The sequence below is a fragment of the Candidatus Ichthyocystis hellenicum genome, from assembly GCF_001460935.1.
Classification (GTDB): domain Bacteria; phylum Pseudomonadota; class Gammaproteobacteria; order Burkholderiales; family 2013Ark19i; genus Ichthyocystis; species Ichthyocystis hellenicum.
Genome location: NZ_LN906597.1, coordinates 991,702 through 1,006,600 on the forward strand (window position 1 = coordinate 991,702; position 14,899 = coordinate 1,006,600).

Consider the following 14,899-nt stretch of genomic DNA (forward strand, 5'->3'; position numbering starts at 1 on the left):
TGTTCATATCGAATGGTATCGAGAGTTATTCTTTGCTAATATTTCATTGTTCATTGCGATGTCTAGGATTGGTATATTTGTGTGTGCTAAAGTGGTGATGATTATTTTGTTCCACTAGTAATAGTATTGTACGATTTTATTGATTTAATGTATAAAGATATATTGTATGTATAACTTAAATTATAGTGTAAGCAATGATTACTTTGATCGAGATGATTTTTGTTGGCCTTGTGTTAATACTGATGATCCTTGTTGTTCCAGATTTATTTCAACTGATGTGGTAAATGTTGGTTTTTATACATCTTCTAAGTATTTGTGTGATTGGTCTGTGCAGGCAGTTAATTCTGAGGCGATATTAGAGTTTTGTGAGGCAAATTTCTTGCAATTGTATGTTACTAAGTGCGGGTGTAGGCTCACTAAAAGTTTTTTATCTGTTGTGAATGGACATAAGTCTGAATTTATAGAGAAAGTTGATAGTATTTTAGTTGAATTAATACTTAGTTTTGATCATTTGAAATGTTTGGACGATAACCATACAAATAAAATAGAGTTGATGAGTAAAATTTGTTCTTCTTTTTCTAGATGTGCATATGACTTAAGATATAGGTGTATTGATATTTTACGGCATGATATTATTCCTTTAACAATAAGGAATATTTTTGACTCCAATGTTGTTGACGGTGATTATGAACGTAAAATGACCTATCCTGAGATGGAGCAATTGTTCTTATATTTTTTTTCTACTTTGGAGAAATTAGTAGAGGTAAAGATAATTAAGTATTGGAACGATTTTTGTGCTGAAAATAAATCACTTTTATCATCAATTATTGATATTGATTATAGCAATCCTTTTATTTGTGCTTACCATTTTGATGGTATTGGCATTCATGATATTACCCATCCAGCTGCATTTAGCAATAAATTCTCTGTATATATTTCTTTTATGGCTATTGCCGTAATTGATAAGATGATTGATATTTTTGTTAGAAAGTGTGATGATGTGTTAAAGGAAGTAGTTCATTATAAGTGTTCATATATTTGTAATTATAGCAGTAATATTGACTGTGATCTTAGGAGGTTGGGTAATGAATTAAGTGATAAATTTAAGATTTTAATAGAAAAAGAATTTAATGAAAAAGTGGTAAATGAAAGATTTAAGGATAGTATTAGTAATTTTTTAAATGTTTTAGTTATATGGAGAGAGAATGAAAGTGTAGAAATAGATAGGGCGTTGATTGTTGATAATATTATTGATTACATGAAAAATATGTTGATGGATAGATCTAATAACAATGTATCTGATGTTGTTATGAGTTTTCGTGGATTGAAGGTGAGGTGTGGTAAGCGTTTCTCAAGTGATTGGAAGTGTAAGTTTGGTTTTAAAATTCATCCTGAAGATAGCTCAAAGATTTTGTCTATCAGGAGTAAGTTTGCTGATAAATCTAGGGCTATCGTTAAAAATAAGTTTTACGAAATGATAAAGGAGGAATATAAATTTTCAGACGGTACTACTGTTGGTATAGTCGGTTGGGATGAGATTTCGGAAAATATGTTTCCGGTTGCCCAAGAAACAATTAGGTGTTTTGTTGAGGCTGAACGTAAAGAGCTGCTCGAATTATTGAGCAATATTCGCATATTTGATGATGGTAGTATATTTGACGGATCCTCTTATGGTACAAGGAGTGCTACTTCTGAAGAAATGGATAAGATTTTTAAGCATTCTGTTGAGAATATATATAATTGCAGTAGAGATTTGTTTTCCAAGGTATGGAAAAATTTAATTAATAGTGAGAAAGTAGGGGTATTAAGGAGCATGGGTTACGGTGGACAATTAAACGGGGAATGTTCTCCGGGTGCTCCTTCTTATGCAGTGCAAAGCAACACGACTGGCTTTTACTCGATACCGGTAGAATTGGCAGAAAAGAACTGCAGTGTTTTTAGCATACTTGGATTAAACATCTTACCCGAGGATTATAACCTTATTCTTGGTATCAGAAGAAAGTTTTCTGTGAAAATTAGGTCTAATGTTGCTAAAATATTATCAGATACGCTGAGAAATAGAATTATATTTCCTAGTGGTGGTGTTATCAGATGTTCTCGTCGTTGTTATATTTATGGTGAATTATTTGATATGGCGGTAGAATTGTTTGGATTTATTGTTGAAGGCGAATCTGAAGAGTTAGGAAGAATATTATCTACATTGCATGTGGCAGATATTAACAGCGGAAATTATGTTTTTAGAATGACTACAGATCATGAAAGAGAGAATTTCATTACACGGTCTAGGAAGATTGCATATGCAAGGTTAAAAAGTCAAATTAGATCACTTTGGGCTAAAGTTTTTGATAAGGTTAAATATTGTGGTAGGGATGAAGATTGCGAAATTGGTGGGGTATGCACTTTACTAGATAAGATTAAGTGTAAATGTAATACTGGTATTGTTAATTTCAATAATAAATGTATGGGGGTAATTAGGTCTGAGATATTCAACAAATTTAGTGAAATGATAAAGAACAAGTATGAGTTTGATGATGGAACTACTGTTAGTAATAATTCTTCTTGGTTTGAGGTAGGTGATAAACTAAATCCGGTTGCTAGTGATTATGTTAAGCGTATTATGGAAAGTGAAGTTGATGAATTAAAAGCAATTGTAAATATATCATATGTAGTAATTGACTTCAAAGTTATTAGAAAGCTTACTGATAGAGAAAATTATGTAATTTCGTCGGATGTTATGTACTATATATATACTGCATCAAAGAAGTTGTTTGAGGTTATATGGGGTAACGTAATTGATTCATTGGCGGTCGAGTCTATTGGTGTTGACTGTTGTTTAGAGATTGGTAATTCTGATGATAAGTGTTCTTTTGTTAAATTATCTTCGATAGGGTTTAGAGATCTTATAGATGTAGACAAATCAAAGTTTGATAATGTTAGATTGGAATTTTTGGGTGTTTTGGGTCCAATGGTGAATGAAGTTATTGATTCATTGGCATTAAATAGGGATTTATCATTAACTTGTATAGGTGATGTTAGTTCTTGTGTTTTTGATATTGTGTCTAGAAGAAGTCACCATTTATTAAAGGAATTATGTTTTCTTGACAAAGCCGAGTCATTACTGCTGACAGCACAAGTGGTTATGGGATGTGGTGACAGTAGATTTATTACTGATGTGGAGAGTAAGTTTATACTCAAAGAATTTATGGATAGTATTGATCATGATATAGATTGTCTTGTTAAGAAGCGTATTAATAAATTTAAGGATTTGTTTTTTTTCAATGACGCTGAAAATGATGTAGGCCGTTGCAAATATCACTATGATCTTAAACTAGATATCGTTGCCGATGCTGTAAAATCGGTATTTTATGATCATTCTTATGCCAAAAAGCAGTGTTAACAAGAAATTGATCATATGTTTTTGTTGCAAACGGAATTTATGTATTTTGGTATACATCATTTTCATACAGAAAATATTTGTTAATTGTAAAAATTATGAAATATATTTCACGTATGTTATTTGTATAGCTGTTTCTGCTGTTGGTATTAAAAAATCATCTTATTTTTGTCTAAACTAATTAGTGTTTACAAGTGCAGTTACCGTTACCAAACTGCATTGTAAAAAGCTGATGTTATATGAGTTTTTCTTCAATTGTAAATATTATATTGATAAGAAAAAATTGGTACGCTATCCCATTATGTTCCCATAAATTTGGATATCAAGCTATTTGTCAATTATATTCTGAATAGGAATATAAGTGCTGGTGTAGTATATTTGGTGGTTTATTAACACTTTTGTAGATATACATCATGCATGATATAAATCATTACGGATATGAGTATGGCACAAGTCAGGATGACTCTAGTGTTTTATCTGTGGAAACTAATTTAGCACAGGTATCAGTTACAACTGATTTATCTTGTTTTACAGCGGCCAATAATTCGTTTTTATCTCATCAATTACCACGCAATTTCTATGTTGATTATGGGTATAGTATTGACATAGAAGAAGTATCAGAAAATTACGGTGATAATTTTTTGCGAGAATATGCTGCTAAGTGCGGATACCGATTTACCGAAGATTTTTTGTCAGCTATGGAAAAGCATAGGATGAATTTTATAGATAAAGTTGATCCTATATTGGTTTTTTTGTCTGATGTTTTTCCTAGATTTCCAAAAGAGTTAGAGTGTAGTAATGAAAACATTATATACGTAATGGATTTAATTAATAAAACTCGGGATTGTTTTTCTGAAAGAGTATGTCATTTGATGAATAAGTGCATTGACGTTTTGCGGTCTGATATCGTTCCTATAACAATAAGAAGTATTTTTAATTGTAATGTCATTGACTGTAATTCTCAGCGTAAGATGACTAACTCAGAGATGGAATTGTTGTTTTTACACTTTTTTTCTATCTTAGAGAAATCAGTTTTGCTAAGGGCAGTGAAGTATTGGCGATGTTTTTGTGATGATAATAAGTCGGTATTATCGTTTATTTCTGATGTTTATTATAGTGATAGATTTATTTTGGAACATCATCATAATAGAATTATTCCCCATATTAATTGTCAATCTGTTTTTATATGTAGGTTTGGTGCTTACATTTCTTTCATATCTGCAGCTAAAATTGATGAGATGATGGTTGGATTTATTGATAGATTCAGTAAATCATTTAAAAAAAATATTCGTTATAAATGTCACCGCATTTGTAATTTAAGTGATGAAGTATTTAGTAATATTGGAGAATTACGTGAAAAATTTTTTGATTTAGTGGCCGAAGAATTTGATAAAAAAATAATGAAAGATAGTGATATTTGTGTTTTCAGTGATTTTTTAAATGATATATTGATATGGGATAATGATAAATGGTTGGAAAATAGTGAGAAATCATCGGTTTTTGAAAGCATTGTAGATTATATGAGAAATTTTTGGGTAACTACTGCTACTACTGATGCATATAATATTGTCATAAGTTTTCAGGAAAAATTATCTCTAGAAGGACGCTTAATAGGTGATAAATGTTTACCTACCGTAGGAGACAAATGGAGATCAAGAATTCACCCCGACGATGATCGTAAGATTTTTTCTATCAGGAGAAAATTTAAGGCTAAATCTAAAGAAATTATTAAAGACAAATTTTGTGCAATGATAAAAGAAGAATATAAGTTTTCAGATGGCACAACTATTGTAGATGGTGATTGGGGGAAAATTTCAAAGAACCTTCTTCCTATTGCCCAAGAATCAGTTAGACATCTTGTTGATGAGGAATGTGTAGAGTTGTCAAAATTTTTATTTAACGTTCGCATATTAGGGGATAGCTGTGTGTCTGAATTTGATGAATCTTTTGTTAGTACGAGAAGAGCTAGTTCAAAAGAAATAAGAAATATTTTGGAAATAGTTGTCAACTATCTACATAGAAAAAATAGAAATTTATTCCATAAAACATGGAAATTTTTAATTAAAAATATGGAAATTAATTCACTAAATAGTATTGATTCTGGTAACGAGAAGAGATCATTTATAGATAGAATAGATCCCATTTTAGATACTACATTAGCACATTCAGTTGATGGAGAAAGTTCGTGCTCTTTAGTTAAACTGGAGGCTCCTGTTGTTGTTTCTATGCCGATAGATTTTTTAGGTAGAAGGGATAAAATTGTTAACACGTGGGGGCTAAGTCTACATCCTTATGATGATAAACTAGTTTTTTTTATAAGAAAAAAGTTCTCAGTAAAAATTTCTAATCATCTTCGTGGTCTATTTTATGGAATGCTGTTAAAAAAAACAGAACTTCCAAGTGGTAAAGCGCTATGCAATCATACTTGGGGAGATGTTTCTAGTGAATTATATCCAATAGCGGTGAAGTCTATTGAACCAATTATTAAAGAACAGTGTTCAGAGTTGCTCGTGGTTTTTTCTAAGTCACGGGTGATAGATGCTAATATGGATGATGAGTTCTCTTGCATTATTAGAAGAGTTACGGATGATGAAAAAAATTCTCTCATGTTACGTGCCGATGTTTGTACAAATAGCAGCTTAATGTGTGCTGCTAGATCAGCTTGGGTATCTGTAACTGGAACTTCAAAATCACATGTTTTTAAAGAAACTTTGGGAGTAAAACTTCGTTATGTTGATAATGTTGATATTTTGAATGCTAGAAAGAAATATTCAAGTAAAATTAAGTCTAAGATCTATGATAAATTTAGAGAGATGATAAAGAGCAATCATAAATTTGAGGATGGTACTACTATTGGTAATTTCTCTTGGGCGACGATGTCGAAAAAATTATTGCCAATTGTTCGAGATGAAATAAAAAATATTATTGATGATCAAACTAATGAGATAGAAAAAAATATATCCAAGGCACGTGTGGTACTTGATTTTGGAGGTGATAGGGAGATTACAGGCAAAGAAAAATCTGTTGTTTTAGAGCACCTTGATCGACTTATGTATGTTGCACTAAAGACCCTATCTAGGAGGGTATGGCACAGTTTGGTTATATCTTTGAAGGATAATTTTACTGATAAAGATTCTTTGGTAGCAGATGATTCAGATGTGAATTGTACTGACAACTTAATTGATGTTATTAATTCTACGGAGGTTAAATTAGGTAATAAGGACTGTGATGTAAGAATCAAACTTTGTTATAAAGATGATCTTGCTATTTTGAATATTAGGAAGAGATTCTCATCTGAGATTTATAGCTATGCTAGTGATAAATTTAGTGAAATGATAAAGGAAAGATATAAATTTGATGATGGTACTAGAGCAGGTGTTTATCGTTGGGAGAGAGTATCAAAAAATATTTTACCCATTATTAAGAAGGGAATTGAGCCAATTATAGAAAGAGAACGTATAAAAATAAGGGAAATGTTATCAGTGTCACGTTTAAATGTTTCCTCACCTGATAATTCTTCTGGTGCAACTACAATGACAAGAGAGCTTACACCTTTGGAAAGGAGTATTGCTCTTGATACAACTATGAAGTGTGTACATAGACAGGTCTTTCGTAATTTTTGTAGGATATGGAATGTAGCTGTTAAATTGTCATCTGTTGGTTTGTCATATCTTAGAGAAGTAGATAAATCAGAAATTGATAATATTCGTTTGGAATTTATAGATAGTTTGAGGTCAGTTGTGGATGAGGTTATTAATTCTTTATTATCTGATACCGATAAATCGTCATCTACATTAGACTATATGTGTCCTGATTTACATAGTATTTTATCTAAGAGAAGCTATAATTTGTTTAAGGTAGGTGGTTTTTCAAACCGGTTGATATTGTTATTGTCAAATGCACAACTTGCTTACCCATCTGAAAATGGTAGATTTATTACTTATGAAGAGAGAAAGTCCATGTTAGAAGAATTTATGGGTGTAATTGTTATTGAAAGGGATTATTTGGTTAAGGAGGCTATTGGAAAGTATAAAAATACATCTGTTTTTGGATTGCCTACTTGATTTGTTATGCGGTTTAGATTGAATACGAATTAATAGAAATAACTAGTTTATGTTTGATTAATTTAGTGTGTAATCTAAATTTTGCTCGTGTGGTAATTTTATTAAAATACGGTCTTGATTCATTGATAATATTATCTAATGTTTTTTGTCTTTTATTATATGTTGATATTATGAACTAGAGTTTGTGACTATAATAAAGTTGCGCTTTGCTGTGTAATAGTACTTAGTGGTAGTATCAGATGATGTTTTATTGTTTTCTTAATTATTATTAAAAATAAGAATAGATTTTTGTCGTAATATTGGTAATTACACTTCCGCATTTTATTAAAACTCCACAGAATCTTACCTGGAATATTTCATTGATTATTTTTTAACGATTATGTATTTTTTATTTAAGTTACATCATTTAAATTATAATTAATTGATTGGTGCTTTACTTTTTTAATAATGATACTATCATAAAATATACATACTATCATATGTATGACTCACGGGGTGGTCAATGAGTAATACACTTCATTATGAAGATTGTTGTTCAGTTAATAATTATGATGAAAATGAATTTTACGACAATAGATGTGATGATAATTTAGATTTTATATCATCGTCTGGGGTTGAGTATGGAAATTTGTTTTGTGATGATTATTTAGATCAACCAGAATTATTATCATCTGGTCCGATGCTAGCACCTGCAATGTCTGGAGTGAAAGATGTTTTATCGTTGTGTGATTTGTCACCGGTAGTGTCTGGTGCACAATATAATTTATCTCTATGTAATTTGTCGCCGGCAATGTCTGGTGCACAAGATAGTTTATCGCTATGTAATTTGTCGCCGGCAATGTCTGGTGCACAGGATAGTTTATCGCTATGTAATTTATCTCCGGTAATGTCTGGTGTGCAAGACAGTTTATTGCTAGGTGATTTATCTCCGGCAGTGTTTGAAGTACAAGACAGTTTATCGTTAGGTGATTTATCTCCGGTAATGTCTGGTGTGCAAGACAGTTTATTGCTAGGTGATTTATCTCCGGTAGTATTTGGTGAGCGAGACAGTTTATCGTTAGGTGATTTATCTCCGGCAGTGTTTGAAGTACGAGACCAGTTTTCGCTAGGTGATTTATCTACGGTGATGTCTGGAGTACAAGACGGCTTATTTTTGTGTGATCCAGAACCATTAAAATCTGATTTTTGTTCGTCTAAAATTGAACTAGGTGGATCCACTACCGTTATGTGGGGGCTAAATATTAATTCTGATGATGCTAAAATTATTCTAGGTATAAGAAGAAAATTTTCTGTCGATATTAGGGACAGTATTCGTATACTTTTTCGTAGTATGCTGGATAGAAAAGCATTACTTCCAAGTGGGAAGGTGCTGTGCAATTCTTCTTGGTCTGTAGTTTCTGAAGATCTATTTCCAATCGCTGTGGAGTCAGTTGGACCTATTTTGGAATGTGAGTATAAAGAATTAAATATAGTCTTGTCTGAATTACGTGTAGTTGATACTAACAAAAGTTCTAATTCCGGTTGTTTTTTTAGAAAAATTACGGATGAGGAAAGGATTTGTTTTATTGATCGTGCCAAGGTGTTTATACATAAAAGATTGTATCGCTCAGTTAGGTTAGTATGGTTATCTGTTGTTAGGACTTCAGTGGCTAATTCTTATAGGAGATATAAATTTATCTATGAAAAGTATACATGTGTTGGTTCAAAATTTGATATACATTGCACTGATAATGCTGCCATTTTGAGTATCAAGAAGAAATTTTCATCTATAATTAGGTCTGCGATTCATAGTAAATTTGTTGATTTGATGAAGATTAGATATAAATTTGATGATGGAACCGTTATTAGTAGAGTTGCTTGGTTTAGGATATCTAAAAAACTATTGCCAATTGCTCAATATGAAGTTAAACATATTCTTGAAGATGAAAGTAAGGAACTGGAAGAGGTTATATCTAGATTTCGTGTTACTGTTGATTACATAGTTTATAGGGATATTACTAGTCAGGAGAAATGTATCGTTTTAAGCAATATTATGAAAATTGTACATTCATCATTGAAAAATATTTCTAGGTATGCATGGGAGGATGTGGTAATTGCTTCTGCAGGAGATAATTATGGTGATGTTCCTGTTGATAATGCTAAAAAATCAGAAATAGTTAATAAAGGTTTTATTTCTAAAGTTAATCTTTGTTATGAGGATGATCGAGCTATTTTTAATGCTAGAAGAAAATTTTCACTTGCAATGAATAAATGCATTACTAGTAAGTTTCGTGAGATGTTTAAGGAGGGATATGAATTTGAGGATCATACTTTTATTTGTAAGACTCCTTGGAAAAAAATTTCCAAAAGATTATTACCTATTGCTCAGAAAGAAGTTGATGTAATACTGCAAGAGGAGTACGTGGAGATAAATAACATGCTCTTGAACTCTCGAGTGGTATTTTCTAATGATGATGGTGTTATTTCAGAGAGGAATATTACCCCAGTGGAGATATCTATTTTTATGAGATCTACTATGAAGCTTGTACTTAAACAGATGGTGAGTAATTTTAGTGTGGCTTGGAATAGAGTTATTAGATCACTAAAATAGTTAGTATTATAAATATTTAGTCGTTTCTTCATATAGAACTATCTGTTCATAAACAAATGATTTTTTATAAGTTGTATTAAATACAACGAATTAGGTAATATATGGATATTTTTCGTGTTTTAGTTGATGAAATTTGTTCTCATCCTAATAATATTTTGCTTAGCTGTATAAAAAGATAGTCTTGTCTATCTATAACTAACTGTATTATAGGTTGATGATAGAAGTAGATATGGTAATAATATGGATGGAATACATACTAATGAACAATATTATTTTATTAATCAGGATGGCTATTATGCGTGCTCTGACAAATCTGATGATGCTACATTTAGTTGCGATAAATTTCTTGAAATAAATGAACAGTATTCTTTTAAATCCTTGACAAGCACAGATCTTTTTCCTGTTAACTTAGTTATTTCTAACTCTACAAAAAACGATGTTACCTATTGCCATCAATTACTAAAATATTTATGTTGTGGTTATGGGTATAATATTAATCTTCAATCAATGTCAGAAACTTGTGATGATAATTTCTTGAAAGAATATGCAACTAAATGTGGATATAAGATTACTGAAGATTCTTATTCAATTATGAATAAATATAAAAATAATTTTGTTAATAAAATTGATTCTGTTTTGACTCATTTATGTAATAGTTTTAGTTTTTTGGAGAGATTAGGGGATGGTCGTGTAATTTTAATAGACTTAATGAATAAAATTTGCTCTTCTTTTTCTAGATACTTATATAAATTGAGACCTGTATGTATTGAGATTTTAGAATCTAAGATTATTCCTAAGGTGATAAAAGCTATTTTTGATTCTAAGGTTATTGATGGTGAGTTTGAGCGTAAAATGACCTATCCTGAAATGGAACAATTATTTTTATATTTTGTTACTTTTTTAGAGAGATTGGTCATAGTGAGGGCAATGAGGTATTGGAGTAATTTTTGCAATGAAAACAGACATCTATTGTCATTGATATCAAATATCGATTGGAGCAATCCTTTTACTAGTGCTTATAATTATGAAAAAATAAGTATTCCTAACATCATCCATCCAGCCGCGTTTACCCATAGTTTTGGGGAATATATTTCTTTTATGGCCGTTGCTAAGATCAATGAGATTATAAGTAATTTTTTTGATAAATATTATCATGAATTGAGGAAAATTATTCGCTCTAAGTGTTCTTATATTTGTAATTACAGTAGTAGTGTTCTTGACGATCTTAGAAAATTGCGTAGAGAATTGAATTATAAAACAAGTCCTCTTCTAGAAGAAGAATTAAAAAAAAAAATAATGGAAGAAAAAATAAAAGATAGCTTTATTAATTTTTTTGATGATTTATTGATATGGAATAAGTGCGAAGTTACAGAAAATGATAAATTGTTAATTTTTGACAATGTTGTCTCTCATATGCGTGATTTTTTGTTAGATAATTTTCCTGATGATATATATAAGATAATTATACGTTTTCAAAAAAGTGTATGGTCATCTAGAAGACGTGTGTTAAGAGGGGGAAATCATTTCCGTACTATAGAAGATAAGTGGGGGGTTAAACTTCATCCAGAAGATAATTATAAAATTTTGTCCATTAGAAAGAAGTTTTACTCTAGGTCTAGGAAGGCTATATATGATAAATTTAGTGAGATGCTAAAGGAAGGGTATGAGTTCTCAGATGGCATAGTAGTTGGTACGGTTGATTGGGATAAAATTTCAAAAAATCTATTTCCCATTGCTCATGAAACAGTTAGAAACCTTCTTGATGAGCAACGCAAAGAAATACATAGCATATTGTTTAAAATGCGTATCTTAGAAGATGTTAGTATATTTGACGGATGTTATTCTGGAACTAGAGAAGCTACATCTGAAGAAAGGGATAGTATTTTAAAAATTGTTACTAAATATGCATATCGTCAAATTAGAGACTCTTTTGGAAAAATATGGAAAGATTTAGTTAAAAAGGAAAAAAGTAATATCTCAAAAAAAAATGATTGCGTAGATAAATTATTATCTTCTGATGAAACTTCTAATAATTGTGCCAATTTTAAATTAGCATCTCCGGTTGATGGTGAAGATTTGATAGTTTCGACCTCTTTATCGCAAAATATAATGTTGGAAACAGATTCATCATCTGAAAATTTAAGCTGTTATTCTTTAGGAATGAAAGAGGAAAAAATTTTTAATAGGTGGGGATTAAACTTGCATCCTGATGACGATAAAATTATTTTGTTTATCAGGAGAAAATTTACAAACAAAATTGTAGATTACCTTCGTATAATGTTTTCTGGGATGTTAAAGCGTAGAGATGTTCTTCCAAGCGGCAAAGTGCTATGTAATTCTTCTTGGGCTGTTGTTTCTAGTGAATTATTTCCACTTGCAATTCAATCAGTTCAATCAATTCTTGAAGAAGAATATGCAGAGTTAGATAAAGTTATATCTAAAGCTCGTGTCGTAGATGTTAGTGTAAGTGATGATTTATTTTGCACTATCAGGAAAATTACGGATGATGAAAAGAATAATCTTGTTTTACGAGCCAAGATTTTTATAAAAAAAGTATTAAAGTATTCTGTAAGATTATCCTGGATAGATGCTTCTAGGTTAAAGGAAGATAATTATTCTTCTAAAGAAGTACATGAAGATGTTGACAATGTTTCCGTAGTAGATGGTAATTGTGAAGATCGTAATATTTTTCCCCATACTAAGATAAAACTTGGAACTAAATATGGGTACAAAGAAATGTCTAAAGATGTGGATGAATATTCTTTGGTAAAGGGTAGCTGGGGTGTTAAACTTCGCTATGATGATAATATTGCTATTTTGAATATCAGAAAGAAATATTCAGCTAAAATGAGGGTTAGTATCTGGAATAAATTTAGTTCTATGATAGATAATAATCATGTGTTTGAAGATGGTACTACTATTGGTAGGTTTGCTTGGTTCAGGATGTCTAGAAGACTATCACCAATTGCTAGGAATGAAGTTAAACATATCCTGGATGATGAAAGTAAAGTGCTGGAAGATGTTATATCTAAAGCACGTGTGGTAGTTGACTCTTCAACTGATAGAGGACTGATGCCTACAGAGAAATCTATTGTTTTGGGAAATATTAATAGACTTGTATTTACCGCCTTGAAATCTTTGTGTAGTAAGGTGTGGTCGGATATAATTTTTTCTCTAGATGAAAGTTCCGGTAATGTAGAAGATACTGTTTTTGCTGATGATAGTTCTAAGACTGTACTTTGTTACAGTGATCTTAGCTATGAAGATGATAGTGCTATTCTAAATGTAAGGAAAAAATTCTCTTATGAGATAAATACTTGTGTTCGGAAGAAGTTTCTTGAAATGATAAAGAACAAATATAAGTTTGACGATGGAACTGTTGTTTGTAAATCTGACTGGAAACATATTTCTAAAAACATGTTGCCTATTGCTAGGAGGGAGATTTATCCTATTATAGACAGGGAGAGGGTAGAAATAGATGAGATGTTGTCTAAATCTCGGGTAATAGTTTCTGAACCTTGTGGACACAGCAGATCTAGGAATCTCACATCTAGTGAGAAATTCAATATTATGGCAACTATTATGAGGTCTGTACATAGACAAGCATCCCATTTGATTGCTAGGGTATGGCATAGAGTTGTTGAATCTTTGGATGAAAATTATCTAGAATCATTTGTTGGTTATGATTTTGGTAGTGGTATTGTATCAAGTTCAAAATTACCGGATCTAATGGATGAAGATAAGTCAGAACTTGAAAATATTAGATTAGAATTTATTGGAAATTTAGGTCCTATTATATGTAAAGCTATTAGTTCATTATTGTTGGATGTTGATATATCAGTGCTAGTGCCGGAGGATATAAATTATGATGTAGTCAAAAAAAGCGACTTTCTATTCAAAGAGGGTGGTTTTCTTTGCAGGATAAAATCTTTATTGTCATGTGCACAAGCAATTGAATCATCCGGTGATAGTAGGTTTATCACTGATAGCGAGAGGAAACTTTTTTTTAAAATTTTTATGTGCAGGGTTTACAATGACAGACTTCATCTTGTAAGAAAACGTACCAGGGAATTTAATCTACTACACCACTCTTCTAGGGCAAACTCATCTTCTCTGTCCAGGGTTGAGGGTGAGAACCATGATGAAAATGAGATAAATATATTTTCTGATTTTGGATGTGTTAGTCGTGATCATTCCTACGCCAAGATTTGAAATTTGTACTAACCAACTATCTTATAAATATCCTTATAACAGAATGGGTAGTTGTTAATATGAAATAATGAGATTGTTGTGCTTGAAAGCACATGCCAACTTATATTTATATAATTGGCTATTAGTTAAATTAATGTATATTAAAATAGTTTTTAATGTCAGGTTTTTTGTTGGGAGTTCCAAGTTTGTTAGTTCTAATTCTGTGATGTTTATGTATAAAGGAGAAGTTTTATATCGCGTACAAGGAAAGTTGAGAATTTAATAATTGTATCAAATGGTATTTATGCTTTGTCTAAGTAATGTAATTTTCTAAGTTAGAGTCGTTGTTGTTATTTGCTAAAATTGTTGGATTGAATTACTTGATAATAATGAAAATGGTATCTTTTTAGATATTTATGGGCAGTTTTTATAGTGACTAGCCTATTATTCCCAAAAAAGAACTTGCAGTAGGAATTGTATCTATGTAGCTATCTACTGCTTTCGTTGATGATAGTAATGTTCGAATAAAAATAATTACCTGGTGGTGGATATTTAGCTATTAAAAGTTATGGTTTTGTAATGGTATGCTAAAGTGCGATAACGAAATTTGCTTAATTATGAACTGTGGTATTTTTATCATAAGAATATTTTTTATTGCTT

The 14,899-nt window shown here is 30.9% G+C and carries 4 protein-coding genes; all 4 read left to right on the forward strand.

What is annotated here, in order from left to right; all coding sequences use genetic code 11:
• Positions 1–166 precede the first annotated feature (166 nt).
• The 4 genes from Arg41_RS04210 (at position 167) to Arg41_RS04225 (ending at position 14,260) form a co-directional block, all read left to right on the forward strand.
• Complete coding sequence (locus Arg41_RS04210) at positions 167–3,397, forward strand: hypothetical protein (RefSeq protein ID WP_092343530.1); 3,231 nt, start codon at positions 167–169, stop codon at positions 3,395–3,397.
• Between the two features lie 410 nt (positions 3,398–3,807).
• Positions 3,808–7,458, forward strand: coding sequence for a hypothetical protein (locus tag Arg41_RS04215; RefSeq protein ID WP_092343531.1), 3,651 nt, complete (start codon positions 3,808–3,810; stop codon positions 7,456–7,458).
• Between the two features lie 502 nt (positions 7,459–7,960).
• Positions 7,961–10,048, forward strand: coding sequence for a hypothetical protein (locus tag Arg41_RS04220; protein ID WP_092343532.1), 2,088 nt, complete (start codon positions 7,961–7,963; stop codon positions 10,046–10,048).
• A gap of 240 nt (positions 10,049–10,288) precedes the next feature.
• A complete protein-coding gene (locus Arg41_RS04225; protein ID WP_092343533.1) occupies positions 10,289–14,260 on the forward strand; it encodes a hypothetical protein in 3,972 nt (1,323 codons plus the stop codon).
• Positions 14,261–14,899: the final 639 nt, after the last annotated feature.

Bases quoted from the DNA above. Each gene is read 5' to 3' on its own strand.
- Arg41_RS04225 (WP_092343533.1), top strand. From the start codon at position 10,289: ATGGATGGAATACATACTAATGAACAATATTATTTTATTAATCAGGAT.
- Arg41_RS04210 (WP_092343530.1), top strand. From the start codon at position 167: ATGTATAACTTAAATTATAGTGTAAGCAATGATTACTTTGATCGAGAT.
- Arg41_RS04220 (WP_092343532.1), top strand. From the start codon at position 7,961: ATGAGTAATACACTTCATTATGAAGATTGTTGTTCAGTTAATAATTAT.
- Arg41_RS04215 (WP_092343531.1), top strand. From the start codon at position 3,808: ATGCATGATATAAATCATTACGGATATGAGTATGGCACAAGTCAGGAT.